The organism is Streptomyces sp. NBC_01433 (assembly GCF_026340105.1).
In the GTDB taxonomy this organism is placed as follows: Bacteria; Actinomycetota; Actinomycetes; order Streptomycetales; family Streptomycetaceae; genus Streptomyces.
Map to the genome: position 1 here is coordinate 74,824 of NZ_JAPEPM010000005.1, position 24,656 is coordinate 99,479.

The following is a 24,656-nucleotide window of genomic DNA, read 5'->3' on the forward strand; positions in this document are numbered from 1 at the left end:
CCGGGATGTCATCGTGGCAGTCGGCGGCGACCAGGGCTTCTCCCTGCGTGCGGGAGTGCCGCACGCATCCGTGAACGGCCCCGCCGCAGGGCTGCGATGTCCTCCCGCGCCGTGCCGCCGACGACAGGTGCGCAATCCAAGAGGTGCCGCTCGTCCCCTGCCGATGTGACGGTCTCTCCAGCCCTGCCACTCTCCACGAACGTCATGTCCAGGAGGAAACCGATGCTGACCGCCGACATCCCCACGCGGGCGCAACTCGTCCAGCGCGCAGTCGAGCTGGCACCGCTTCTGAAGAAGAACGCCGCGCAGGCGGAGCAGGACGGCAGACTCCAGGACGAGACCGTGGAGGCGCTGGGGGACGCCGGATTCTTCCGGCTGCGGGTGCCCAAGCGCTACGGCGGCTACGAGGCCGACACCCGTACCCTCGTCGACGTCGCCGCCGCCCTCGGGCGTGCCGACGGCGCCGCGGCCTGGACCACGGCCGTCTACTGGATCCCGACCTGGATGACCTGCCTGTTCCCCGACAGCGTCCAGGACGAGGTCTTCTCCACCCCCGACGTCCGGATCTGCGGCACCCTCAGCCCGTCCGCGCTGGCCACTCCGGCGCCCGGCGGTATCACCGTCAACGGCAAGTGGGGCTTCGTCAGCGGCGCCCGGCACAGCCACTGGCAGGAGATCATCGCCGTCCTGCAGGGTCCCGACGGACCGCCGCAGCCCGTGATGGCCCTGGTGCCGATCGACGAGCTGATGATCATCGACGACTGGGACACCACCGGTCTGCGCGCCACCGGCAGCGTCAGCACCGTCGCCCAGGACCTCTTCGTCCCGCAGGAGCGCGTCCTGCCGCTCGGCGCGATCCTCCAGGGGAGTTACGCCTCCGAGCTGAACGCCCGGACGCCCGTCTACCGCACCCCGCTGCTGCCCGTCGCCTCGGCCTCGTCGGTGGGCACCGCGCTGGGGCTGGCCCAGGCCGCCCGGGACCTCTTCTTCGAGCGGCTGCCGGGACGCACCATCACCTACACCACCTACCAGCAGCAGTCCGAGGCACCGCTCACCCACTTCCAGGCCGCCGAGGCGACGCTCAAGACCGATCAGGCCGAGTTCCACGCCCACCGGCTGGCCGCGCTCGTGGACGGCAAGGGCGAGTCCGGCGACACCTGGACGCTGGAGGAGCGCGCCCGCGCCCGCGCCGACCTGGGTGCCGTGTGCCGGCTCGCCAAGGAGGCCGTCGACCTGCTCGCCTCCGCCAGCGGTGGCTCCTCGATCTACCGCGACGTTCCCATCCAGCGCGTCGTCCGTGACATCCAGGCGATCAACCTGCACGCCCTGATGAACCCGAACACGAACAACGAGCTCTACGGCCGCATCCTGTGCGGCCAGGAGCCGAACACGCTCTACATCTGAGGCCGCGGTCACAGCCGCAGCCCCAGCCCGCACCGCACGTGACGAGCCCGCATGTGACGAGCCCGCATGTGACGAGACCGCATTTCGACCAGCCCGCATGTGACGAGACCGTATTTCGACCAGACCGAGGAGCCCACCGGAAATGACTGCTCAGACCACCGACGCGCCCGCCATCGAGATCTCCGACGAGGACAAGGCCGCCGTCGCGGCCGTGCCCGGCCGAGTCGTCGCCGCCTGGGCCGCGCACGACGCCCAGGCGTTCGCCGACGTCTTCACCCCCGACGGCACGATGATCCTGCCCGGCGTCTTCCAGCAGGGCCAGGAGGCCATCGCCGCCTTCATGACCGAGGCGTTCACCGGCCCCCTCAAGGGCACCCGGGTCACCGGCACCCCGGTGGACATCCGCTTCGCCGACGCGGAGTCCGGCATCCTCATCACCCGGGGCGGCATCCTCGCCCCGGGGCAGAGCGAACCGAGCCCCGAGCGGGCCGTCCACGGCTCCTGGGTCGTGGTCAAGCGCGGCGGTGCCTGGCACCTCGCCGCGTACCAGAACACTCCCCTCCACGCCGCCGCCTGACGGCCCGTCCGCTCCGTACTCATTCCCAAGGAGGTGACGGCGATGGCCGACACGAAAGCAGGCCGCGCGGTGGTACTCGGCGGCAGCATGGCCGGCCTGCTGGCCGCCCGGGTGCTCGCCGACAGGTTCCGCGACGTCGTCGTCGTGGACCGCGACGACCTGTCGCCGGGCGCCGAGGCGCGCCGGGGTGTGCCCCAGGGCCGCCACGTGCACGGCCTGCTCGCCCGCGGACAGCAGATACTCGACGAACTGTTCCCCGGATTCACCGACGAGGCCGTCGCGGCCGGCATTCCGACGGGTGACCTCGGAGAGCTGCGCTGGTACTTCAACGGCCGTCGGCTCAGCCCCGCCACCACGGGGCTGGTGTGCGTCTCCGCCACCCGCCCGGTGCTGGAGGGCCGGGTACGGGCGCGGGTCGCCGCGCTGGAGAACGTGACGTTCCTCGACCGGCACGACATCGTCGGGCTCGTCACGGACGACGCGAGGACCACCGTCACCGGGGCCCGGGTCCAGAGCCAGCAGCCCGGCGAGCCGGAGCAGGTCCTTGAGGCCGGGCTCGTCGTGGACACCAGTGGCCGGGGCTCGCGCGCACCGCTGTGGCTGGAGGAACTCGGGTACGAGCGCCCCGAGGAGCAGCGCATCAAGATCGACCTCAGCTACACCACGCGCCTCTTCCGGCTGCCGGACCTCGGTGTGCTCAACGGCGACCTGTCCATCAACCCCGTCTCCTCGCCCAGCCACCGGCGCGGGGCGTTCCTCTCCCGCATCGAGGACGGGCTCATCGCGGTCTCGCTGACCGGAGTGCTGGGTGACAGCGCGCCCGCCGACCTGGAGGGATACCTCGCCTGGACCAAGACCCTTCCGGTCTCCGACATCTACGACGTCCTCCAGGACGCCGAACCCGTCGGGGACGGCTCGACCTTCCGCTATCCGGCGAGCGTGCGGCGCCACTACGAGCGGCTGCGGAGCCTGCCCGCCGGGCTGCTGGTGATGGGCGACGCGGCGTGCAGCTTCAACCCGGTCTACGGGCAGGGCATGACGGTCTCCGCGATGGAGGCCAAGGTGCTCGCCGAGCACCTGACGCGCGGTCTGTCGCCGCAGCCCCTGGAGTTCCAGCGCGACATCTCCGGCGTCATCGACGTCCCGTGGGACTTCTCCGCGGGAGGGGACCTCGGTTACCCGGAGGTCGAGGGCGTACGGAACGCCAAGGTGCGCACGGGCGGTGCGTACATGGCGCGGCTGCAGGCGGCGGCGGTCCACGACGGCCGCATCACCGGCACCTTCATGCGGGTGGCGGGCCTCGTCGAATCGCCGCAGGCCCTGATGAGCCCGCGCATGATGTACCGCGTGCTCAAGGGCTCACGGCGCGGCAAGCAGACCGTGGCCGCCTGACCCCGTCCGCCCGACCCCTGTCCGCCCACGACGCCCGGCCGGATCCCCGGCCGGGCGTCGTGCTGTGTCGCGGTGTTGTGCTGCGGTCGTCGTGCCGTGCCGTGGTGCTGTGTCGCGGCGCCGCTGTGTCCCGGTGCTGTGTCGCCGTGCGGGCGTCGGCGGGAACGCCGAAGGGCTGTCCCGGTCCGGCCGGGGCAGCCCTTCGACGCGTGGGCGGTTACGCGGGCGTCAGCCGGCGGCCGCCGGAACCGGGGCCGTCAGGCGGACCGGGAGGCTGCGGTGACCGTTCATGATGAACGTCGGCAGCGGCTGCAGTTCACCGGTGTCCACGGCCAGCGACAGGTCCGGGAATCGCTCGAACAGCTGGGACAGGCCCGTCGTGGCGACGAGGCGGGCGATACCGGCCCCCAGGCAGTAGTGCGGGCCCACCCCGAAGGACAGGTGCGCCTTGTCGGGCCGGGTCAGGTCGAAGGTGCCGGGGCTGTCCGGGTGGAGCTCCGGGTCGCGGCCCACGGCGCTGTAGTTGACCAGGATCGGGTCGCCCTTGGGGATGGTGACCCCGTCGAGCTCGATGTCCTCGGCCGCGTAACGCAGTGGCAGGTGCGCCAGCGGCGACTCGACGCGCAGTGTCTCGTCGATGACATCGTCCCAGGTGGCCCGGCCGGAGCGGATCAGTTCCAGCTGTGTCGGATCGCTGAGCAGGGCGGTGATGGCGTTGTCGAAGAAGTTGATCGTGGTCTCCGAACCGGCGCCGAGGATGGCGAAGATGGTGTCGGCGAGTTCTTCCTCCGACAGCGCGGTGCCGTCCTCGTCCCGCGCGGCGACCAGGTCGCTGGTGATGTCCTCGCCGGGCTCGCGCCGCTTGTCGGCGATGAGGTCGGCCATCGCCCCGCGCCAGCCGGCCAGCACCGCCTGTGCCTGCTCGGGGGTGACCGTGGTGTCGACCATCGCGTCGATGACCTTGGCGGTCTTCGCGCGGGCCTCCTCCTCCATGCCGATCAGGTCGGCGACGAGCCGGGCCGGCAGCGGATAGGCGAACCGCTCCCGCAGGTCCACCACCTCGTCGGGCCCGGCCGTCTCCAGGGCGTCCAGGAGCTGCTTGGTCAGCTCCTCGACGCGCGGCCGGAAGGCGGCGGTTCGGCGCGGTGTGAACGCCTTGCCGACCAGCTTGCGCAGCCGTACGTGGTTCTTGCCGTAGGCGGTGACCATGTTGTCCATGGCCACCCAGCTGATCAGCTCCCAGTCCGGCGGTATCTCTCCGTTGACGAAGGCCGGCCAGTGGGACCGCGCGCTCTTGGTGACCCGCGGGTCGGTGAGCACCTTCCTGATGACGTCGTGGCTGTTGAGCGACCAGGCGACCACTCCGCCGGGCAGTTCCACCCGGGTGGCCGGGCCCTGCTCGCGCAGGGCGGCGGCCTCGCCGTGGATGTCCCGGCCGGTGGTGTCGAGGGCGAACGGGCAGCGTTGCTCCATGGGAGTGTCCGGTTTCTCTTCTGGCCTGGGGCGGCGGGGCGGGCGGCGGTACGGAGCGATACGGAGGTGGTACGGAGCGGGCGGGGCAGTACGAGGCGGTACGGAGGTGTCTCGCCGGGATCAGCCGAGCGGGCCGAAGTGGGCCTGCGACAGCTCGCGGTTGGCGTGGGTGGCGAGGAAGATGCCGTTGCCGGCGTGGCTGTGGAGCATCGACAGGTCGCGCCACACCCGCTCGATCCGCTCGCCGTGACGGACCGAACTGGAACCCGCCGTCGGGAACAGCTGACTCTCCACCGCTCGCCAGCACAGCCGTACGGCCTCGCGGCTGACCAGCGCCAGGCGCAGCTCCGCCTCGCGGGTGAAGGCCGCCGCCTCGCGGTGGCACAGTTCCTGCCACTGCCCGACCGCGTGCAGCACGGCCGCCTCGGCGGCCGCGATCAGCCCGGTGGCCTCGCCGTAGCGGAACTGGTAGTCGGGGTCCTCGGTGCGCGCCACGATCGGGAAGAAGGACGTGGTGCGGTCGCGCATCAGCTGCTCGTACGCGTCCAGGGCGCCCTTGGCCATGCCCACGGCGAGGACGCCGAGTTCGAGCAGCATGAAGCTGAGCGGGCCGCCGCCGTACGCACCTCCGTGCAGGACCCGGCCGGGCAGCTCGTCGGTGACGGGCAGCTGGCTGAGGTGGCCGACGAGGGCGCGGTGGGCCGGGACGCGGGCGTTCTCGATGCGCAGGCTGTGCGAGCCGCTGCCGCGCAGGCCCAGCTGGTCGCCCCAGTCGTCGAGCCGTTCGAACTGGTCGCGGGTGACGATGAACAGCAGCGGCGCGGGCGGCTGCCCCTCTCCCTGCGGGATCAGGGTGTGGCCGATGAAGTGGGTGGCGTACGGCGCTCCCGAGCAGTAGTTCCAGGTGCCGTTCAGCACCCAGCCGCCCTCGCCGTCCGGCTCGGCCGATCCCGTGGGGGCGACGGTCGCCGGGCAGATGAACTCGCCGCCGGCGAACAGCTCGTCCTGCGTCCGCTCGTCGAACACCGCACCCGCCACCAGCGCGTGGGCGGCCCCGAACAGGTACATCCAGCCCGTCGAGGGGCAGCCGCGGGCCAGGGCGGTCGCGACCCTGACGAACGTCTCGGGGCCGAACTCGTAGCCCCCGTAACGCCGGGGGACGAGGATGCGGTAGAAGCCGGCCTGCGAGAAGGCCAGGTGGGTGTCCTCGGCGTAGTGGCCGCGCTCCTCGGTCTCCGCCTGCCGCCCGACGAGCGTCGCGGCCAGGGCCTCGGCGCGGGCGACCAGCTCGTCCGGGGTGAGGTCGGGTTCCGGAGGTGACACGGGGCCGGCTGCGAAGGTGCCGGGCAGAGTCGTCGTCATCGTGGATCGGTCCCTTTACGTCTCGGTGGGCGCGGGCGGTGCGGGCTCAGCCCGCGTCGACGGCGGTGTCCGGAGCCGTCGCCAGCGTGTGGAGCAGGGCGCGGAAGCGCTCCACGAGCGCGACGGCGGTGGCCTCGTCGAACCGGTTGTTGTCGAACTTGAGGCTGCCGGCCAGGTTGCCGTCCGGCAGTACGTCCATGGCCCACAGGCCGCCGTCCGGGATGGCGGAGCTGACGCTCTGGGACAGCACCCGGCGGCGGATCTCGGTGAACCGCGGGCCGTCGGCGGCGCCGTCCTCGGCGGCGAACGGTGACTGGAGCACCTCGAAGGCGACGACGGCCAGGAAGCCGTCGGCGAACGGGGCGAGCAGTCCGGGGCTGTCCTGCGCGATGTGCGCGAACGGGATCTCGTGCTGGTAGGCGCCCAGGCAGGCGGCGCGCGCCTGCTCCAGCACCGCGCCGAAGGTGGCGGAGCCGGTGGTGTCGATGCGGATGGGCACGAAGTTGAAGAACGGGCCCACCGATTCGGCGAACCGCTCCTCGTAACGTCCTGAGGAGAAGGTCGGGAAGACGACGTCCGTGGTGCCGGTCAGACCGCGCAGCAGCAGGCTGTAGGCCGCCGCGAGGACCATGAACGGGGTGCTGCGGGTGGCCCTCGCGTACTGGGTGACGGACGTGGACAGCTCGGCGTCGAAGACGAAGCGGTGCACACCGTAGGCGGCGGCCACATCCTCGCGGGGGCGGTCGGTGGTGATGCCGGTGATCTCGGCCCCCGCCAGCCGCTCGCTCCAGTACGCCCGCTCGCCTTCCGCGCGCCGGCCGGTCGCGCTGTCCTGCTGCCACCGGGCGAACTCCTGGTACTGGTGGGCCGGTTCCGCCGACGGTGCCCGGCCCGCGGCCCGGTCCGTGTAGGCGGCGGCCAGGTCGCGCATCAGCAGCTGCACCGACCAGGCGTCGGTGGCGGTGTGGTGGGTGACCAGGACCAGCACACCGTCGGTGGCGTCGAAGCGGCCGAACTCGGCCCGCAGGTGCGGCAGGACGGCGACGCTGAAGGGGGTGGCGTCCAGCTCGTTGAGGAACGCCTCGGCACGCTCGTCGCGCGGGCGGCCGTCGTCCGCCAGGTCCACCACCCGCAGTTCGGCGGGCGTGGCGGGGTGGACGGTCTGGTGACTGCCCGACTCGTCGCCGTGGATCGAGGTGCGCAGCACCTCGTGGCGCTCCACGATGTCGTTCAGGGCGTCGGCCAGGGCGTCGGTGTCGAGCGCGCCGGTCACCCGCCAGCCGCACACGAGGGTGTGCCGGTGTCCGAACGCGCCGTCGGTCTCACCCTTGTCGAAACCGCGCAGGAACTCCTGGTTGAACGACAGCGGGATGCGGCGGCCGGACTCGGCCGTCTCCGGTGACACGTGGGTGATGGTCACGTGGACCAGTCCTTTCTCCTGCGATGACCGGTCCGGGATGCCGACCGGGATGGACCGTGCGGTGGTGGCGAGGCGTGAACGGGCTCAGTGGGCGGCGGACCGGCGGGGGCCGCCGGTCACGCCGCGGCTCCGGTCGCGGCCGGCTCGGCCAGTTCGGCCAGCTCGGTGAGGTGGCTGTCGAGCTCGGCCACCGTGGGGTTGTTGAAGACATCGCCGACGCTCAGCTCGGCGCCGAGCTCGGCCTGGATGCGGGCGACCAGCCGCATCGCCTGGAGCGACTGCCCGCCCAGGTCGAAGAAGCTGTCGTCCGGGCCGATCTCCGGCACGCCGAGCACCCGCGCGACCAGCACGCACAGCAGTTTCTGGCGTTCGCCGGACGGGGCGGTGACGGTGGCCGCGGGCGCGGCGGGCTCGGGCAGCGCCGCCCGGTCCAGCTTGCCGTTGGGCGTCAGCGGCAGGGCCGCGAGCTCCGTGAACGTGTCCGGTACCGCGTAGTCGGGCAGCAGGCCGCCCAGTGCGGTGCGCAGGTCCCCGGGGCCGCTGCCGCGCGGGACCACGTACGCGGCGAGCCGCTTGTCACCGGGCTGCGGTTCACGGACCACGACCGCCGCGTGCGCCACCCCGGGCAGCTGCCCGAGCACGTGCTCGACCTCGGCCGGCTCCACCCGGTAGCCGCGGATCTTGACCTGGTCCCCGGAGCGCCCGGCGAACTCCAGCAGACCGCCCGCGCCACGCCGCATCAGGTCGCCGGTGCGGTACATCCGCGCGCCGTCCGGGCCGGTGACGAAGCGTTCGGCGGTCAGTTCGGGGGCGCGGAAGTACCCGGCCGCCAGCCGTTCGCCCGCGATGTGCAGCTCGCCGACCTCGCCGTCGGGCACCTCGGTGAGCCGGTCGTCCAGCAGCCGGGCGTCGACGGTGTCCATCGGGCGTCCCACCGGCACGACCGCGCGGCAGTCGTCCACGGAGGTCATCACCGCGTACGCGGCGAACGAGGACACCTCCGTCGCGCCGTACATGGCCCGTACGACCAGCCCGGGGCAGGCTTCGAGGACCCGGCGCACCGCCGTCGGCGCGACCACGTCGCCGCCGGTGAGGACCTCGGACAGTGTCGCGAAACTCTCCGGGGCCTCCTCGGCGAACACCCGGAACAGCCCCGCGGTCAGGTGTACGGCACCGATCCGCTCCTCGGTGAACAGCCGGCGCAGCGTGGCCAGGTCCAGCTCGCCGGGCGGTGCCATCACCAGGTGGCCGCCGCGCAGCAGCGGCACCCACAGCTCGTAGGTCGACACCCCGAAGGCGTACGGGGCCACGGACAGGATCCGCCGGTGGCCCTCGCCGTCCCAGCAGGAGTCGGTGGCCAGGCCCAGCACGCCGCGGTGCGTCACGGCGACGCCCTTGGGCTCACCGGTCGATCCGGAGGTGTGGATGACGTAGACGACGTCGTCGGAGCCCGAGGTGACGCCGGGGTCGTGGTCGGGCATCGCGGCCAGGTCCGGGTCGCCGGCCGGTTCCAGCAGCCGGCCGCCGAGCACACCGGCCCGGCCCCGCATCACGGCGTCGGTCAGGATCAACGGGCTTCCGGAGCGGTTCACGATCCGCCGCATCAGCTCCACCGGGTGGGCGCTGTGCAGGGGCAGGTAGCAGCCGCCCGCCTTGACCACGGCGAGCAGCGAGACGACCAGGTCCACGGAGCGTTCCATCAGGACCGCGACCGGTTCCTCGGGCCGCACTCCGAGGGCGAGCAGCCGGTGGGCGAGCCGGTTCGCGCGGCGGTCGAGCTCCCGGTAGGTGAGGGACCCGTCCGGTCCGGACAGGGCCACGGCATCGGGCACCCGTGCCACCTGCGCGGCGAAGCGCCGCTGCACCGATGCGGTGTCCTCGGAATTACTGAAGGCCATCGTCCGTCCAATCCGCTCAGCCGTATCCGCGTCCGCGGGCGATGTCCCCCCGGCACGGCGCACTCTCGGGTATGGCGCCACGTTCACAGACCGCGCCGTGGGCCTGCATCTCCTGGATTGCCGTGCCGTGCTGACGGGGCGTCAGTCCGGCCCGGCTCCGCCGGGAACCAGGAGTCCACCGCCCGGATACGGGCCTCGCACCGCGCCCGGTCATCGCCCGCGATCACGGAGAGCACGCTCGAAGATGCGCCGCGGGTCCGTCGCCGGGCAGCCTGATCGCGGCACCTCCGTGTGCGCCCCCGCGAAAGAGCCGTTCATTCAGGAGAACCATGAAGTCCGTCCAGTCCGCCGACGGTGACGCCATCGCTGATGACCACTCCGTGGAGGAAGGGGTGCCGGTCCTGACCGGCGGACCGTTCGGCGCGTGCGCGGGGCACGGAGCGTGTGTATCCAGGGCTCACCGACAGCCATGACAGCCATGACAGCCGTGGCAGCCGTGGCGACAGCGCTGACGCCACGCCGTTGGCCTCCACCGGACTGCACCGCACCCCGGCTCAGCACGGCCGCAGCCCGGCCCCACCCGCTCGAACTGCCTGGGTGCGTCCGGCGCCCAGGACGTCCCCACTGAAAAGGAGTACCCCATGCGAGCTTGGCTCAAGGCAGGCATCGCCGTGCCTGCCGGTCGACGTGGCAAATGGATCGTCCTCGCCGGCTGGCTGATCGCCGTCATGGCCTTCAGCACGCTGGCGGGGAAGGTGGGTGAGGTCCAGGACACGAGCGCGAACGCGTTCCTTCCGCGTGGTGCCGAGTCCACGCAGGTCAACACCGAGCTGGAGAAGTTCCGTACGGACGAGCTCATGGCGGCCGTCGCGGTCTACAGCAGCGACGACGTCCTGGGCAGTGACGTCCGCGCCGCCGTGGAGACCGACCGTGCCGCCTTCGCGAAGATCGCGGCGAAGGGACAGCAGGTCCCCGAGGCGATCCCCTCGAAGGACGGCAAGGCCCTGATGGTGGTCGTGCCGCTGTCGTCCACGGACCAGGCGGTCATGGCGGACAAGGTCGAGGAGCTGCGTACCGTCGCCGCCGCGCAGGCCCCGCCCGGCGTCACGACCGAGGTCGGCGGCATCGCCGCCGTGACGACCGACGCCGTGAAGATCTTCGAGACGCTCGACAGCACCCTGATGGCGTCCACCGCGCTGGTCGTCATCATCCTGCTCCTGCTCACCTACCGCAGCCCCTTCCTGTGGCTGTTCCCGATCTTCGCGGTCGGCTTCTCCACCGTGCTGACCCAGGCGGGGACGTACCTGTTCGCCGAGTACGCCGGTCTTCAGGTCGACCCGCAGAGTTCGGGCGTCCTGATGGTGCTCGTCTTCGCGGTCGGTACCGACTACGCCCTGCTGCTCATCTCCCGCTACCGCGAGGAGCTGTACCGCAACGAGGACCGGCACGCCGCGATGCGGATCGCTCTGCGCCGCTCGGGCCCCACGCTCCTCGCCTCCGCCGCGACCGTCGCGGTCGGCCTGGCCTGCCTGGGGCTGGCCGACATGAACTCCTCGCGCTCCATGGGCCTGGTCGGCATGATCGGCGTCATCTTCGGCTTCCTCGCGATGGTCACCATCCTGCCGGCCCTCCTGGTCATCGCGGGCCGCTGGCTGTTCTGGCCCCTCGTTCCCCGCTACGGGGCGACCCCGCGCGCCGCCCTCTCGGTGTGGGAGCGCGTCGGCAATGTGGTCGCCGCCCGTCCGCGCCGTTCCTGGCTGCTGTCGCTGGCCGTCACCGCTGTCCTGGCGCTGAGCGCCTTCGGCGTCAACATGGGCCTCGGGCAGTCCGAACTGCTGGAGGGCAAGCCCGATTCGGCGTCCGCCCAGGAGACGCTCGCGAAGCACTACCCCTCCGGTTCCGCCGACCCGGCCGTCGTCATCGCCAAGACGTCGCAGGCCGACGGCGTGATCAAGGCCGTCCAGGGGACCGAGGGCGTCGTCGACGCCACCGTCGCCGCCCGTACACAGGACGGCGAACTGACCCAGCTGGCCGTGGTGCTCGAAGGCGCTCCCGCGGGTGAGGCCGCCAAGGCCACCGTCGAGCGGCTGCGCGAGCGCACGGACGCGCTCGTCGGCGGACAGGCGGCCCAGACCCTCGACAAGGAGAACGCAACCGAGCGAGATCTGTGGGTCGTCGTTCCCGCCGTGCTGCTCGTCATCCTGCTGGTGCTGACCCTGCTGCTGCGTTCGCTGGTCGCCCCGCTGGTCCTGCTGGCCACCGTCGTCGCCTCGTACTTCGCCGCCTTCGGCTCCGCCAGTCTCCTGTTCGAGCACGTCCTGGGCTACCCCGGCATGGACTGGTCGGTCCCGTTGCTGGGCTTCGTCTTCCTGGTGGCGCTCGGCGTCGACTACAACATCTTCCTCATGCACCGGGTGAAGCAGGAGTCGGCACTGCACGGTCATGCCCAGGGCGTCATCGCGGGCCTGCGCAGCACCGGCGGTGTGATCACCTCGGCGGGACTGGTGCTCGCCGCGACGTTCGCGGTCTTCGCCGTACTGCCGCTCGTGGCCATGGCCCAGATGGGGGTGATCGTCGGCATCGGCGTTCTCATCGACACCTTCCTCGTCCGTACGATCCTGGTTCCCGCGCTCGCGCTCGATCTCGGCGCCCGTCGTTTCTGGTGGCCCGCGAAGCCGGCCACCGACCGGGAATCCGCAGCCCCCGGCACGTCCGTCGACGGCAAGGAGTCCGAGCTGGAGCGCGTCTGAGCGACGCGACGTCCCATCGGCGCTCCGCCAGTTCCGCCGGTGCCGCCGGGGTCCTCCTTGGGAGGACCCCGGCGGCACCGGCATGTCCGCCGCGGTGACATGGCCCGCACGCCCGGCCCGCGCGCCGGGCCCGGATCCGCGACACCCGGGGGCGGACCGGGGAGCGGATCCCGGGAGCGGACCACCTCTACCCAGCATTTCAAGAGATGCCTCCTCATACCCCCGGACGCGACGATTTCGCGGAGTCGCCGAAGTGGCAGCGACGTGAAGTACGGCGGACCCGGTGCCCGCAGCCGAATCCACGAAGGAGACATCCCGTGACCACACCACTCAAGATCCTCGCGATCAACGGATCGGAACGGGACGGCAACACCAGCGATGTCCTGCGCCATGCCGCGGCAGTCGCCGCGGCGCGGGGAGTCGAGTGGGAGACCGTCGACCTGCGGAACATCGAGATGTCGCGCTGCGGGCCCTGCGGTGACTGCAACGACCGCCCGGTCCCGTGCGCCCTGGAGGACGGGGTGCCCGGCGTGATCAGGAAGATGGTCGCGGCCGACGGCATCGTCTTCGCCGCTCCCGTGCACGGCTTCGGAACGGCCAGCCTGATGCAGACCTTCATCGAACGGGCCGGAGTCGGTTACCTGCGTTTCGACCGGCCGTTGAGCAACAAGGTCGCGGGCGTCATCTCCGTGGCCCGTCGCTACAGCGCCGGCGAGGTGTGGGCCCAGCTGACGGTGAACGCGCTGCTCAACCGCATGATCGTGGTCGGGAGCGGATTCCCCGCCACGGTCCACGCACTGCACCGGGGAGACGCGCTCAAGGACGACGAGGGGCTCACCAACGTCACGCGCCTGATCGACCGGATGACCGACATGATGGAACTGCTCGACGAGCACCGCGCCCTGACCGGACGTGACAACCTGCTCGCCGCGCGCGAGGTCAACGAGCGCATCGGGCTCGCCCTGAACGAGACGGCCCCTCCCGCCGCGGACGGGGCCGTCGTGGACGGGGCCCCCGCGGACGCGTCGGACCTCCTCACCGCGCGGGAGCTCACCGACGACGTGTGGGCCCGCCAGTGAGCGCGCCGGCCCTGCCCTGCGCCCCGGCCGGCGCGGACCTTCAGGACTTCCTCACCGACTACCGCCGCGTCAGCCGGGCCTTCCACGACTCCGCCCTGTCGCCGACGGAACTGGCCGACTGGCGCGCCCGGCGGCTGACCACGGTGCTCCACCACGTGAGCGAACGCTCCCCGTTCTACCGGCGCCACCTGGCCGGCATCGACGTCACGGCCGTGACCCCCGGTACTTTGAACACGCTCCCCTTCACCACCAAGGACGACCTGCGGCGCGAGATGTACGACGTGCTCAGCGGTCCTCTTTCCGCGGCGAGCATCTATTACGAGACCAACGGCACCACCGGGGCGGCCACTCCGTGCCCGCGCGGCGCCGTGGACATCGCCACCTCCAACGCCTCCGTCGAGGAGTCCTGGCGCCGCCTGTTCCGCGCGCACTTCGGCGACCGCATGCCCGTGGTGGGGCTCATGGGGCCCTCGGAGCTGTACGCGTTCGGTGATGTGTTCACCGATGTCGCCGCCTCGCTCGGCGCCTGCCACGTCAAGATCTGGCCGGAGTCCCCCAGGGTCGGATTCCGCAAGGCCCTGCGCCTCATCGAGGAGCTCGGGGTCGAGGTCATCGTCTGCGCGCCGGCCCTGTGCCTCAGCCTCGCCAAGGCGGCCCAGCACTACGGGTACGACCTGGCGGACCTCCCCGTCAAGCTGTTCCTGGTCCTCGGCGAGATCTGCACCCCCGAGTTCGCCGCCAACGTCTCCTCGGTGTGGCCGCACGCCGTCGTCCGCCCCGCCCTGTACGGCTCCCAGGAAGCCCTGTGCATCGCGACCGGTGCCGACAGCGGCGCCCTCCACCTGGCCACGCCCAACTACCTGGCGGAGCTGGTCGATCCCGACACCGGGGCCTCGCTCGGCGAGTTCGGTGAGGGCGAGCTGGTCCTGACCATGCTCGTCGACGGCATCAAGCCACTGATCCGCTACCGGACCGGCGACCTCGTCCGCATCACCCCCGCACCGCCCGGAGCGGCACTGCCCGGCCCGGTGGTCGAGGTCGTCGGGCGCGCCGCCGACCGCATCCCGCTGGGGGACGTCCTCCTGCACCCCGCGGAGCTCGAAGCCGCCGTACTGGGGGACGTACGGGGCTGCCTGGGCTACCAGGTCGTCGTCGACGGCGGCCCCGACGGCGACCGGATCACCGTGCGGATGGACCTGCTGCCCGGTGCGGCCGACCCGGCGGCCGCCGTCGCGGCCCGGTTGCGCGCACGCACGGGAGCCCACGTCGACATCGCCGTCGACGCCGACATGGACCCGGTCACCCACACCGGCTCCTTCGTCAGCTGGAAGGCCGCCCGGGTCCTCGACCACAGGTCGGGCCTCGACGGGGCCGTGCGTGCCGCCCGCCAGGTCGCGCACCGCTACGCGATCACGACATGACCGGGAGGACCACGCGATGACCCTTCAAGCACCGGCGGTGGGCGTCGGCGTGACCACGCGTACGCGCCGCCTGCCTCCTCTCGACCTGCTGAACGCGTACCGCAATCTCTGCGGGCGTTTCGGCCCCGACGAGGCGTATCTCCTCGAATCCGCGGCCGGTCCGCTGCGCGACCGCAAGTACCAGTTCACCGGGTTCGGCACCCTGCTGTCCCTCTCGGTCACCGGGGACGCCGTACAGATCGAGGGCAGGCCCGCTCTGCGCCGGCTGCTGCTGGAGCGGGCCGGGCCGCTGCTCACCGACGTGCCCGGCCAGGGGCTGCGACTGCGCGGCACGGACGATCTGTGGGCGCTGCTGCGCGCCGCCCAGGGGATGTTCGACGCCCAGGGATCCTCGGGGCGCTTCCGGTTCGGGTTCCTCGCCTACTTCGGCTACGACACCGCCCGCTACGTCGAGGAACTGCCGTACCTCATCGAGCGGCGCTCCGCCCTGCCGGACATCCACCTGGTCCTCCACCAGGGCTGTGTGACGACGGACCTCACCGACGGCGGCACCGAACTGCTCCTGCACGAGTCCGAGCACTGGCCGCCCCTGGACGAGGACGAGACCGCCGCCCTGCTCGTCCGTGAACCGGACGCCGGGTCCCCGTACTTCGACGCGGCGGACCCGCCTGCCGCGACCGTCACCGACGACAGCGACCCCGAACTGTTCCGGGCCGATGTGGAGCGGTGTCTGGAACACATCGCGGTCGGCGACATCTACCAGGTGCAGATCGGTCACGAGCTGACCATGCGCTCCGAGGCCGCCCCCATCGATGTCTACCGCAGGCTGCGGCAGCGCAACGCCTCCCCGTACATGTATATGGCAAGCATCGCGGGGCAGTGTGTCATCGGCGCCAGCCCCGAACTGTTCGTCCGCATCGAGGACGGCAAGGTCGTGATGCGGCCCATCGCCGGGACCCTGCCGCGCACCGGTACGGACGACGACGAGGCCGCCGCGCGGACGCTGGCCACCGACCCCAAGGAGATCGCCGAGCACACCATGCTCGTGGACCTCTGCCGCAACGACATCGGCCGGATCTGCGAGGCCGACACCCTCGACGTGCCCGACCAACTGGTCGTCGAGCGGTACTCGCACGTACTGCACCTCGTCTCCACCGTCGAGGCACGGGTCGAGGCGGGCGAGGACAGCTTCGACGCCATCGCCGCCCTCTTTCCCGCCGGGACGATGACGGGCACCCCCAAGATCCGTGCCATGGAGATCATCGAGTCCGTCGAGCGCAGCCGCCGCGGCCTGTACGCGGGCGCGCTCGGCCTGATGGACATCGGCGGCTACACCAACCTGGCCCTGTGCATCCGCACCCTGTTCCACCACGACGGCGCCTACCGCACCAGGGCCTCGGCGGGCATCGTCGCCGACTCCCGCCCGGACAGCGAATGGCGCGAGACGCTGGCCAAGATGAGCGCCGCCTACTGGGCGGTCACCGGTAAGGAGTTGCTGTGAAACTGCATGTGGCGGGCCCGGCCGGTGCGCCGGACAGGGAGCGGCCGCGGGTGCTGGTGGTCGACGCGTTCGACAGTTTCGTCGACATCCTGCGGCAGTACCTCATGTCGGCGGGGGCGGTTCCGATCATGGTCCGCTCCGACAAGCTCCGGCTGGACGAGGTGCCGCTGCTGCGCCCCGACGGCATTCTGCTGGGCCCGGGACCGGGCCACCCGGACGTGTCCGGGCACGTCGAGATCGTCCGCGCGTTCGCCGGGAGGCTCCCCCTGTTCGGGGTGTGCCTGGGCCAGCAGGCCATCGCCCGCGCGTACGGGGCGAGCGTGCTGCCGGCCGACCACCTGATGCACGGCAAGACCAGCCGGATCCGGCACGACGGGCGTGGGCTCTTCGCCGGGATGCCCGACGGCTTCCTGGCCACCCGCTACCACTCCCTCGTCGTTCCCGAGACGACCGTACCGCCCTGCCTGGAGGTGACGGCCCGGTCCGCGGACGACGGTTATGTGATGGGCCTGCGGCACCGAGCCCTGCCGATCGAATCGGTCCAGTTCCACCCGGAGAGCTTCCGTACCGAACACGGCATGCGCATCGTCACGAACTTCCTTTCCGCGGTACGCGCCTTCACGGCGGTCCTGCCCGACGCCGAGGCGGCCTGACACGGAACATCGAACGAAAGTGCGCACATCCAAAGATGCCGGGCCCTCGCCGAACGAGAAGAGTCAGTGGTGTCGGCACTGTGCAACGGAGGCGTCGTGACGTACTGGAACAGTAGGGCGGAGACCATGCCCCGCCCGCAACTTGAGGCATGGCAATGGCGCAGGCTCCGGCAGGCACTCGACCACGCCAAGCGGAACTCACCGTTCTGGAATGGACGGATACCCGACGGCATCGATTCCCCGCAGGACTACGCGGCGCGGATGCCCCTGCTGTACAAGAAGGACCTGCTGGCCGCCCAGGCGCTCGCGCCCCCGTACGGCACCTGGCCCTCGCTGGACCCCTCACGGGGAGTGCGCCACCACCAGACCAGCGGCACCAGCGGCAACCCGCCCATCCGCACGTTCGACACCGAACGCGACTGGGCCTGGTGCGTGGACACCTTCTGCACCGCGCTGCACGCCAACGGGGTGCGCCCGCACCACAAGGGTCTGGTGGCCTTCGGCTACGGCCTCTTCGCGGGGTTCTGGGGCATGCACTACGCGCTGGAGCGCATGGGCTGCACCATCGTCCCCGCCGGCGGCCTCGATTCGAAAACCGTCGTGCGGCTGCTGGTCGACTACCGGATCGAAGTGCTCGGCCTCACCCCGAGCTACGCGATGCGGCTGATTGAGACCGCCCGCGACATGGGCATCGACCTCGCCCGTGACGCGAACGTCCAGGTGATGCTCGCGGGCGCCGAACCGCGCTCCGACTTCACCACCCGGACCATTGAGGAGGCGTTCGGCGCCCGCGTCTTCAACGCGGCCGGTACCACCGAGTTCGGCGGCGTCTTCATGTTCGAGTGCCCGCAGCGGCGCGGCGCCTGCCACATCAACGAGCCCTCCTCCTACGACGAGGTGCTGCACCCCGAGACCCTCCAGCCCGTCGGCTACGGCGAGGAGGGCGTCCGGGTGACCACCGGCCTGGCCCGTGAGGGCATCCAGCTCTTCCGGCACTGGACGGAGGACGTGGTCGTCAAGCGGCCGTACAGCGAGTGCGGCTGCGGAAGGACCTGGGACTTCTACGACGGCGGCATCCTGCGACGCGTCGACGACATGCGCAAGATCCGGGGCGTCTCCATCACCCCCGTCATGATCGAGGACGTCGTACGCGGCTTCGCCGAGGTCAACGAGTTCCACTCGGCCATCCGCACCGTGCGCGGCCTCGACACCATCCACGTCAAGATCGACGCGGGAGGGCTCGGAGAGGAGGCCGCGCGCCTGCTGTGCGCGCGCATCACCGCGGAGTTCAAGCGCGAGATCGGCATCCGGCCCCAGGTGGAGCTCGCCCCGGCGGGCAGCCTGCCCCGAACCAACTGGAAGGCGGCACGACTTCATGACGAACGAGTCCTCACAGCTCACGGCTGAACCCCGGACGGACGAACTCCTGACACCGTGGCAGCCCACGGCCGAGTACCTGACCGCCGAGCAGGAGCTCCACCTCATGGAGAGCTACCGCACGCTGGGCTACCTCGCAGACAACTGCCGGGTCCCGGCCGTGCTCGCCGCGGTACGGGCCTCGCTCGCCGAACTCCGGGTCGCCCTCGACGGGCAGGCCATGGAATTCGACTACTACCGCAACACCGACCGGGTGCTCGGCGTGTGACCACCCGATGATGTCGAAGGGGCGGTACCCCGGCCGGGGTACCGCCCCTTCGACATCAACGCCGCCGTGAATCAGCCGGCGCTGCCCCGCACCGCGTTCTCCAGCTGCGCCCCGGTGTAGACCTCCATGCCGGTGAAGTACTCCACGCGCAGACTCTGCGGGCTGCGGACCCCGTTCTCGGCCCGGTCCTTGTCGTAGTCGTCCAGCAACCGCTGCGCCTCCTCGGTCGCCTGCCCGAAGCGCTCGACCGGGTCCACCCCGTCCAGCAGCACGTCACCCATCGCCCGCGTCATCACGTCCTGCGCCCCGGCGAAGTCACCGAACAGCGCGCCGCGGCACGGCGGGACGCCCTCGCCCCGGCCCTCCTCGAAGGTGTTGAGCTGGGCGCTCGCCAGGCCGTGGAAGGGGTTGGCCTCGAACCAGCCCTCGTCCTGCAGCAGCCGGTAGGAGGAGCGCGTGACCGGTACGAAGCTGCTCGCGATGTGGCGGTCGGCGGCGTTGCGCGGGCTGTTCATGAACTGCATGAACGCCAGCGCACCGTCCTGGGTCACCTCATCCAGGCCATTGGCCAGCCACAGCGAGGTACCGGCGATGATGTTCCCGCCGTACGGCTGGTCCTCCCGGCCGGGGAACCGGCCGACCGACATCTCGAAGCCCGCGTTCTGCGCGGCCTGCTCCATGTAGTTCAGGTCGTTGGAGGACGTGATGCGCAACGCGACGTCCTGGTCCGCGAACGCCTTCATGTTGGCCTCCCAGTCCGGGATCTTGCCGGTGTAGAGGTAGTGCCCCCGGCTGTGCAGGCGCTGCCACCACTCCACCCAGCCGAGCATCTCCGCCGAGGCGAGGTCCAGCCGGCCGGCCCGGCCGGAGCGGCCGTTGTCGTTGTCGGCCAGCTGTCCGCCCTGGACGGCCAGCGCCTGCTGGAAGAACAGACCGTGGTTCGACCACGTCACCCCGTACGACGGCCCGTTCTCCAGGGCGGCCACCGCCTCGCACGCGGCCTCGATCTCCTCCCACGTGCGCGGCAGGCTCTCGACACCGGCGGCCCGCAGGAGGTCGCGGTTGCCGTAGATCAGCATGGCCGTCACCACGGCCGGCATCGACGTCAGGTCGCCGTCGACCGAGTAGTACTCACGCACGGCCGGCAGGATGTCGCCGAGGACGACGGGCTCGCCGAGGATCTCGGTGCGCCCGGCGACGGCCTTCTCCACCGAGGTGAACAGCGGCCTGCCGTCATGGGTCCGTGAGTCACGGGCGGCCTGGGTGACGGCGAAGTAGTACTCGGCGACCGCCGGCGGACGGCCCTGCCCGGCCGCCTCCGCTATCTCCTCGGAGAGCGTACGGAAGTCGCGTCCCTCCAGGTTGATCCGGTACTCGGGGTGCGCCTTCTCGAACTCGGCGGCCAGCCTGTGCAGCCGGTCCATGTAGCCGGGGAACGTCAGGTCGGCCACCCAGACGTCGATCACGGTTGCGGCGGTCATGAGATGCCTCTTTCTGCTCTTCGGTGACGGAAAAGTTCAGACCGCGGCAGCGGCCGGGACCACGGAACGGGCGAACGTCCGGACGTCCCCCGCCAGCTCGGCCGGCTTCTCCAGCGCCGCGAAGTGACCGCCCCGCTCGAACTCCGTCCAGTGGGTGAGGGTGGGGAGGTCGCGGTCGGCGAAGCGGCGGATCGGTACGAAGATGTCGTCGGGGAAGACGGCCACTCCCACCGGAACGGTGAGCGGCGGCGGCACGGCCCCACCGGCCGCGGCCCGCACCGCCTCCGCACCCTCGTAGTAGAACTGGGCGGACGAACCGGCGGTCGCCGTCAGCCAGTAGATCGACACGATCGTCAGCAGGCGGTCGCGGTCGACCGCTTCCTCCGGCAGCCGCTCGGCCCCGGTCCAGTCCAGGAACCTCTCCACGATCCAGGCGAGCTGGCCCACCGGGGAATCGGTCAGTGCGTACGCCAGCGTCTGCGGGCGGGTCTGCTGGAGCTTCATGTAGCCCGACAGCTCGGCGTCGAAGCGGGAGAGCTTGCCCAGCCGGGCCTGGTCCCGCTCGGTCAGGCCCTCGAACTCCGCGGGGTCGCCGGAGGGAAACGTCATCAGCATGTTCACGTGCACCCCGAGCACATGACCGGGGTCGATACGGCCGAGCTCCAGCGAGATCACCGACCCGGCGTCACCGCCCTGAGCGATGTAGCGGTCGTATCCGAGCCGCGCCATCAGCTCCGCCCAGGCACGGGCGATGCGGGCGGTGTCCCAGCCCTTCTCCGGCAGCGGGTTGGAGAACCCGTACCCCGGTATGGACGGGATGACGAGGTGGAAGGCGTCCGCCGGGTCACCGCCGTGCGCACGCGGATCGGAGAGCGGGCCGATCACATCCAGGAACTCGGCGACCGAACCGGGCCAGCCGTGCGTGAGGAGCAGCGGGGTCGCGTCCGGCTCCGGCGAGACGACATGGAGGAAGTGCACCGGGGCACCGTCGATCTCCTCGATGAACTGCGGATACCCGTTCAGCTCGGCCTCGGCGGCGCGCCAGTCGAAAGAGGTACGCCAGTACTCCGCGAGCCCCTTCAGGTACTCCAGCGGCACCCCGCGGTCCCAGCCGGTGCCGGGCAGCTCGTCCGGCCAACGGGTGGCCCCGAGGCGGGCATGCAGGTCGTCGATCTGTTCCTGCGGGATGTCGATACGGAAGGGACGCATGGGAGCACTCCGTGATGTCCGGGCCGGAAGGGGTCGTCGAAGGAGGATGGAGGGCTCACCGGCAACCGGATCGGCCCCGGCCGCACCCGGCGCGCCCGGCTGTATCGTCCGACGCCGCCGAAGCCCGCCGCATCTTGCGAATTGCTCCATGGGCCCGGCGCGTCCTGCTCCACGGGCCCGGTGCGTCAGCGCAGTTCAGAAGATGCGCGCGGCTCCCGCCCACTGGCAGCATCACCGTCCGGGTGACCGGCCCGGCGCGCTCGGCGCGCGGTCGTGCCCCCACGCGGCACAGGCCCAGCCGCACCGATCCCGAGAGGACGCGCAGATGAACTTCTCCACCGCTCATGCCGCCGCCGGCCTTGTCGACGCCTTCGCCGACGCGGCCCCGGAGGTCCGCGAGGCAAAGTTCCGCGCCCTGGTGGACGGCCTCTGGCACGAGGGCGAACTCTCGCCCGCCGCCCTCGCGGCGGTGCCGTCGCTGGTGGCCGCGCTCGAAGGGGCCGACCACGACAGCCAGGGCCACCTGGCGATCCTGCTCGGACTGCTCGCCGAGGCCGAGTACCCGGCGGCGGGACCGGTCACCGAGGAGATCCGTGCCCACCTCGGCCTCTATCTGGACCTGGTGCGCACCGACGGCATCGGCACGCCGCTCACCCTCGCGCTGCTCTATCTGCTCGCACACTTCCCGGCCGACCGGGACACGATCCTCACCGCCACACTCGACCTGGGCCTGGAGCCCGAGGACCTGTCCCGGCTGCACCGCGGCCTGAGCGAACTCGACCCCGAGCGGCCCGACCTCGGCCGGGTGTGGCCCTCCCCGTCGGCCTGGACCCTCAACGAGGACGAGCGGGCCTTCGACGCGAGCTGGATCAAGGCGCTCAGCGGCGAGCAGATCCGGGCTGCCTGGGAGAACGACACCCGGACGGTGCTCGGCTGCATCGGCGCCCGCGCCTACTGGGCGGTCCGTAACGGCGACCCGCAGGACGCCCCCGCGGCCACCGTGCCCGACCGGTCCAACGCCAGCGCGCCGCCCGCCGACACCTCCCTCTTCGCACCGCACACCGGAGCCCTGCGCTGCCCGGCCTGCCGCGGCACCCTGGAGCCCGGCGAGGACCTCCTGAACTGCACCGGCTGCACGGCCCGCTACCCCGCCGCGAACGGCATCCTCGACCTGACCGCGCCCGCCACCGGTGACGGCGCAGTCGACGACTTCCTGGAGAAGCTCTCCCAGGTGCCCAGCATGGGGCTGTTCTACGAAGCGGTGGCCCGGCCCTCCTTCCTGCGCGTCTCCGGCTCCAACTGGGGCGGCCAGGTGAGCCCGGCCGACGAGGACCACTACCTCGCCACCCACATACGGCCGGTCGACGGCCCGGTGGTCGACCTCGCCGCCGGAGCCGGACGCTGGACCACCGTCATCGCCGAGACCGTCGGTGCCGACCGGCTGGTCGCCGTCGACAGCTCACTGCCCATGCTCAACGTGCTGCGCGGCCGGCTTCCCGATGTCCCCTCGGTACTGGCCGGAGCCTCCGAACTGCCCTTCGCGGACGCGTCGGTCGGCGCGGTCGTCTGCTGGAACGCCCTCCAGGCCTTCTACCACGAGGCCGAGGAGGCGATCACCGAGGTCGGCCGGATCCTGCGGCCCGGAGGCACCTTCACGGTGCTGACGTTCCGTCGCTCCGAGGACCCGGTCTACAGCTACTTCCAGTCGGCCCACAGGTTCCCCCAGCACGACGGGGGACTTCAGCTGTTCGACCCCGAGGACCTCAACCGCTGGCTGGCCGCCGCGGGCCTGACGGTGAGCGAGGAGAGCGGACCGGGGACGTTCGTCTTTCTGACGGCCGTCCGCGACGACCAGGAGGAGACCCGTTCATGAGCACGGCCGATGTGCGCGACGACGCGCTCGCCGAACCAGGCACCCCCCACTACGAGGAGGCCGCCCGGGTCTTCAACCTGGCCGCCCCCGCCCGCCCGGCCGCGGCCGTCACCGCACGCGGTCCGGCCGAGGTCCGGGCCGCGGTGCTCGCGGCCACCCGCCGGGGGCTGCCGGTCCGGGTGCACACCTCCGGGCACGCCGCCGGGGCCGTACGCCCGCTCGACGGCTCCGCGCTGATCCGCACCTCCCCGGCGGGCGAGGTGGAGATCGACACGGCCCGGCGCACCGCCAGGATCCCGGCGGGCGCGCGCTGGGGCGATGTCGTCAGGGCGGCGGCACCGCACGGACTCGGAGCGGCACACGGATCCGCGGCCGATGTCGGGGTGATCGGATACCTGCTCGGTGGCGGAGTCAGCTTCTACGGCCGCCGCACCGGGCTGGCCGCGAACACGGTGCGGGCGATCGAACTCGTCACCGCCGACGGCGAATGCGTCCGCGCGGACGCCACGACCGAACCCGAACTGTTCTGGGCCCTGCGCGGCGGCGGCGGTGGCTTCGGCGTCGTCACCGCCGTGGAGGTCTCCCTCTTCCCGGTGGCGAAGGTCGTCACCGGCGCGACGTACTGGTCGGCGGCCGACGCCGGACCGCTCCTGGCGGCCTGGCGCGACTGGACGAAGGACGCGCCGCGGGAGGCCACCACCTCACTGCGCCTGATGAACCTGCCCCCGGTCCCCGGCGTCCCGCCGCAGCTCGCCGCCGGACCCGTGCTCTGCGTGGACGGTGCCGTCCTGGCGCCGACGGCACACGACGTCCCCGCGGCCCAGCGGTACGCGGACGAACTCCTGGGAACGCTGCGGGAGATCGCGCCCGCCCTGCTCGACACCTGGGCGCTCACCGGACCGGCCGGGGTGCTCGACGCGCACATGGATCCGGCCGACCCGGTCCCCTTCATCGGCGACCACTTCCTGCTGCGGGAGCTCGGCGACGACGGGGCCGAGGCGTTCCTGGGCGCCGTGGGAGCGGACTCCGGCTCACCGCTCGCCGTCGCCACGCTCCGGCAGCTCGGCGGCGCGTTCGCCGAGGAGGACCCGGCGGGCGGCGTCCTGAACCAGGTGGACGCGGCGTACGCGTACATGGGATCGGGCCCCCCGTTCGGCCCGGTGACCGTGGAGGCCCTGGAGCGGCACTGCGCGACGGTGCGCGCGGCCCTCGCGCCCTGGGACACCGGCCGTACGGTGCCCTCCCTCGTGGAGGGGTTCACCCGGCCGCAACGCCACCTCACCGAGGACCGGGCGGCGGCCGTCGCCCGGATCCGCCGCCGGTACGACCCGCGCGGCGTCTTCGCGGACGACGTCTCCGCCGGAGCGGCATCGCTCTGACACCCGCACGCGGTGTGCCCCCGGATCCTGTCCGGGGGCACACCGCGTTCCGGTGCGCGGGAAGGAGGGGCCCCACGCACGGCCGATGGCCCCCGCCGCGGGGCGGGGGCCATCGGCCGATCAGGGGCGGGGCGCGGAC

19 protein-coding genes are annotated in these 24,656 nt (G+C 71.7%); 12 read left to right on the forward strand and 7 right to left on the reverse strand.

What is annotated here, in order from left to right:
- Window positions 1-222: 222 nt before the first annotated feature.
- From OG413_RS42180 to OG413_RS42190, 3 genes are all read left to right on the forward strand, one after another.
- The gene (locus OG413_RS42180) at window positions 223-1,404 is read left to right on the forward strand and encodes an acyl-CoA dehydrogenase family protein (RefSeq protein WP_266815120.1); all 1,182 of its coding nucleotides are present in this window, start codon (window positions 223-225) and stop codon (window positions 1,402-1,404) included.
- 142 nt (window positions 1,405-1,546) lie between these two features.
- On the forward strand, window positions 1,547-1,981 hold the full coding sequence (locus OG413_RS42185) for an SgcJ/EcaC family oxidoreductase (RefSeq protein ID WP_266815122.1): 435 nt from the start codon (window positions 1,547-1,549) through the stop codon (window positions 1,979-1,981).
- Between the two features lie 42 nt (window positions 1,982-2,023).
- A complete protein-coding gene (locus tag OG413_RS42190; protein ID WP_266815124.1) occupies window positions 2,024-3,373 on the forward strand; it encodes an NAD(P)/FAD-dependent oxidoreductase in 1,350 nt (449 codons plus the stop codon).
- A 228-nt stretch (window positions 3,374-3,601) separates the two neighbouring features.
- On the opposite strand, the gene OG413_RS42195 is transcribed toward OG413_RS42190, so the two are convergent.
- From OG413_RS42195 to OG413_RS42215, 5 genes are all read right to left on the reverse strand, one after another.
- Complete coding sequence (locus tag OG413_RS42195) at window positions 3,602-4,846, reverse strand: cytochrome P450 (RefSeq protein WP_266815125.1); 1,245 nt, start codon at window positions 4,844-4,846, stop codon at window positions 3,602-3,604.
- 120 nt (window positions 4,847-4,966) lie between these two features.
- Window positions 4,967-6,208: an acyl-CoA dehydrogenase family protein gene (locus OG413_RS42200; RefSeq protein ID WP_266815126.1), complete on the reverse strand. Its 1,242-nt coding sequence runs from the start codon at window positions 6,206-6,208 to the stop codon at window positions 4,967-4,969.
- Between the two features lie 46 nt (window positions 6,209-6,254).
- Entirely contained in the window at window positions 6,255-7,628 is a 1,374-nt protein-coding gene (locus OG413_RS42205) for a condensation domain-containing protein (RefSeq protein WP_266815127.1), read from the reverse strand.
- 116 nt (window positions 7,629-7,744) lie between these two features.
- Entirely contained in the window at window positions 7,745-9,526 is a 1,782-nt protein-coding gene (locus tag OG413_RS42210; protein WP_266815128.1) for a non-ribosomal peptide synthetase, read from the reverse strand.
- A gap of 314 nt (window positions 9,527-9,840) precedes the next feature.
- Window positions 9,841-9,963 (reverse strand): hypothetical protein, encoded by a 123-nt coding sequence (locus OG413_RS42215; protein WP_266815129.1) that lies wholly within the window; start codon window positions 9,961-9,963, stop codon window positions 9,841-9,843.
- Window positions 9,964-10,167: 204 nt separating this feature from the next.
- Between OG413_RS42215 and OG413_RS42220 the strand changes: the two genes are divergently transcribed.
- The 7 genes from OG413_RS42220 to OG413_RS42250 all read left to right on the forward strand — a co-directional run bounded on the left by OG413_RS42220 (window position 10,168) and on the right by OG413_RS42250 (window position 18,575).
- Entirely contained in the window at window positions 10,168-12,276 is a 2,109-nt protein-coding gene (locus tag OG413_RS42220) for an MMPL family transporter (protein ID WP_266815131.1), read from the forward strand.
- 317 nt (window positions 12,277-12,593) lie between these two features.
- On the forward strand, window positions 12,594-13,355 hold the full coding sequence (locus OG413_RS42225; RefSeq protein ID WP_266815133.1) for a flavodoxin family protein: 762 nt from the start codon (window positions 12,594-12,596) through the stop codon (window positions 13,353-13,355).
- On the forward strand, window positions 13,352-14,776 hold the full coding sequence (locus tag OG413_RS42230) for a phenylacetate--CoA ligase family protein (protein ID WP_266815134.1): 1,425 nt from the start codon (window positions 13,352-13,354) through the stop codon (window positions 14,774-14,776). Before OG413_RS42225 ends, OG413_RS42230 begins: the two co-directional genes overlap by 4 nt.
- Window positions 14,777-14,792: 16 nt before the next feature.
- On the forward strand, window positions 14,793-16,277 hold the full coding sequence (locus tag OG413_RS42235) for an anthranilate synthase component I family protein (RefSeq protein ID WP_266815135.1): 1,485 nt from the start codon (window positions 14,793-14,795) through the stop codon (window positions 16,275-16,277).
- A complete protein-coding gene (locus OG413_RS42240; RefSeq protein ID WP_266815137.1) occupies window positions 16,274-16,930 on the forward strand; it encodes an aminodeoxychorismate/anthranilate synthase component II in 657 nt (218 codons plus the stop codon). Before OG413_RS42235 ends, OG413_RS42240 begins: the two co-directional genes overlap by 4 nt.
- 96 nt (window positions 16,931-17,026) lie before the next feature.
- The gene (locus OG413_RS42245; RefSeq protein ID WP_266815138.1) at window positions 17,027-18,337 is read left to right on the forward strand and encodes a phenylacetate--CoA ligase family protein; all 1,311 of its coding nucleotides are present in this window, start codon (window positions 17,027-17,029) and stop codon (window positions 18,335-18,337) included.
- Window positions 18,306-18,575, forward strand: a complete 270-nt coding sequence (locus OG413_RS42250; protein WP_266815139.1) for a DUF6052 family protein — start codon at window positions 18,306-18,308, stop codon at window positions 18,573-18,575. The genes OG413_RS42245 and OG413_RS42250 overlap by 32 nt, the downstream gene beginning before the upstream one ends.
- 71 nt (window positions 18,576-18,646) lie before the next feature.
- Here OG413_RS42250 and OG413_RS42255 read toward each other — a convergent pair whose 3' ends face one another.
- Both OG413_RS42255 and OG413_RS42260 read right to left on the reverse strand, forming a co-directional pair.
- Window positions 18,647-20,056 carry an extracellular solute-binding protein gene (locus OG413_RS42255; RefSeq protein WP_266815141.1) on the reverse strand — a complete coding sequence of 470 codons (1,410 nt, stop codon included), beginning with the start codon at window positions 20,054-20,056 and terminating at the stop codon, window positions 18,647-18,649.
- A 36-nt stretch (window positions 20,057-20,092) separates the two neighbouring features.
- On the reverse strand, window positions 20,093-21,265 hold the full coding sequence (locus tag OG413_RS42260; RefSeq protein WP_266815143.1) for an epoxide hydrolase family protein: 1,173 nt from the start codon (window positions 21,263-21,265) through the stop codon (window positions 20,093-20,095).
- Window positions 21,266-21,590: 325 nt separating this feature from the next.
- Between OG413_RS42260 and OG413_RS42265 the strand changes: the two genes are divergently transcribed.
- Both OG413_RS42265 and OG413_RS42270 read left to right on the forward strand, forming a co-directional pair.
- Window positions 21,591-23,138 carry a class I SAM-dependent methyltransferase gene (locus OG413_RS42265; protein WP_266815144.1) on the forward strand — a complete coding sequence of 516 codons (1,548 nt, stop codon included), beginning with the start codon at window positions 21,591-21,593 and terminating at the stop codon, window positions 23,136-23,138.
- Complete coding sequence (locus OG413_RS42270; protein ID WP_266815145.1) at window positions 23,135-24,517, forward strand: FAD-dependent oxidoreductase; 1,383 nt, start codon at window positions 23,135-23,137, stop codon at window positions 24,515-24,517. The genes OG413_RS42265 and OG413_RS42270 overlap by 4 nt, the downstream gene beginning before the upstream one ends.
- Window positions 24,518-24,656: the final 139 nt, after the last annotated feature.

Coding starts and splice junctions, on each gene's coding strand:
- OG413_RS42210 (WP_266815128.1), bottom strand. CDS start 9,526: ATGGCCTTCAGTAATTCCGAGGACACCGCATCGGTGCAGCGGCGCTTC.
- OG413_RS42265 (WP_266815144.1), top strand. CDS start 21,591: ATGAACTTCTCCACCGCTCATGCCGCCGCCGGCCTTGTCGACGCCTTC.
- OG413_RS42185 (WP_266815122.1), top strand. CDS start 1,547: ATGACTGCTCAGACCACCGACGCGCCCGCCATCGAGATCTCCGACGAG.
- OG413_RS42260 (WP_266815143.1), bottom strand. CDS start 21,265: ATGCGTCCCTTCCGTATCGACATCCCGCAGGAACAGATCGACGACCTG.
- OG413_RS42220 (WP_266815131.1), top strand. CDS start 10,168: ATGCGAGCTTGGCTCAAGGCAGGCATCGCCGTGCCTGCCGGTCGACGT.
- OG413_RS42195 (WP_266815125.1), bottom strand. CDS start 4,846: ATGGAGCAACGCTGCCCGTTCGCCCTCGACACCACCGGCCGGGACATC.
- OG413_RS42200 (WP_266815126.1), bottom strand. CDS start 6,208: ATGACGACGACTCTGCCCGGCACCTTCGCAGCCGGCCCCGTGTCACCT.
- OG413_RS42270 (WP_266815145.1), top strand. CDS start 23,135: ATGAGCACGGCCGATGTGCGCGACGACGCGCTCGCCGAACCAGGCACC.
- OG413_RS42180 (WP_266815120.1), top strand. CDS start 223: ATGCTGACCGCCGACATCCCCACGCGGGCGCAACTCGTCCAGCGCGCA.
- OG413_RS42235 (WP_266815135.1), top strand. CDS start 14,793: ATGACCCTTCAAGCACCGGCGGTGGGCGTCGGCGTGACCACGCGTACG.
- OG413_RS42255 (WP_266815141.1), bottom strand. CDS start 20,056: ATGACCGCCGCAACCGTGATCGACGTCTGGGTGGCCGACCTGACGTTC.
- OG413_RS42190 (WP_266815124.1), top strand. CDS start 2,024: ATGGCCGACACGAAAGCAGGCCGCGCGGTGGTACTCGGCGGCAGCATG.
- OG413_RS42250 (WP_266815139.1), top strand. CDS start 18,306: ATGACGAACGAGTCCTCACAGCTCACGGCTGAACCCCGGACGGACGAA.